The 765-nt window shown below is 68.2% G+C and carries 1 pseudogene; it reads right to left on the bottom strand.

Going from position 1 to position 765, the window contains the following annotated elements:
* Nucleotides 1-765: pseudogene (locus D7X32_RS45895) on the bottom strand (hypothetical protein); the annotation flags it as partial.

Here is a 765-nt window from a genome sequence, read left to right as displayed (position 1 = left end):
ACCCCCCAGTGCCCATTCCCATACACGTGGCGCTGCGCCGGGCTCATCCCTCCGGGCCCAATCGCTGAGTTCAGCTCGTAGAAGGCACTCGCTCCCACCAGCCACGCGCTCAGCTTGTGCGGATCCACTCCGAACCCCAGGCGGGTGTGCGCCTCGAAGCGCAGCAGGTTCGTGGAGAAGCTCCCCGTGATTTCGTTCAACGGCAGCGTGCCTTCCGCGGGCTCGCAGTTCGGGTCCTTCCCCGTCTGGTTCGCGAAGAAGCACCCGTCCTCGCCGTTGGAGTAGTGCCCCACGATGACGTTCAACCCCACCGCCAGCATCCGGGGCGCCCCGTCCTTGTCCGGGCCGTGCAACAGGCGCAGGTGCGCCGCCTGGAGCGTCAGCTTCGGCAGGTACGACGGCGGCAAGATGGGGTTGCTGTCCGTGTTCATCAACCGCAGCCGGATGTTCGGCGTGAACACCAGCGAGAACAGCGTCTCACGCCCGTCCTCCTTGAAGTCGCCCCGCCTCAACTGCGGCAGGAAGAGGTTCGGCGCGAACTGGCCCTCGAACACCAGCGGCAAGGGCGAATCCGGGTCCCCCTGCCGCTGGATGCGGTTGGGCGACACGAACAGGTACGTGCGGTCCAGGAACAGCCGCGTCTGCAGGTCGTAGTCGACGTACCACCCCTTCGCCTGCGCTCCACCCCACCCCAGCACCGCGCCCACCAGCGCGCCCACCAGCGCGCTGGTGGGCGCGGTGCTGGGGTGGGGTGGAGCGCAGGCG

Origin of the sequence: Corallococcus carmarthensis, from assembly GCF_003611695.1 — a bacterium.
In the GTDB taxonomy this organism is placed as follows: domain Bacteria; phylum Myxococcota; class Myxococcia; order Myxococcales; family Myxococcaceae; genus Corallococcus; species Corallococcus carmarthensis.
Note: the sequence above shows the minus strand (reverse complement) of the source record. Positions and strands in the feature narration are given on the sequence as shown.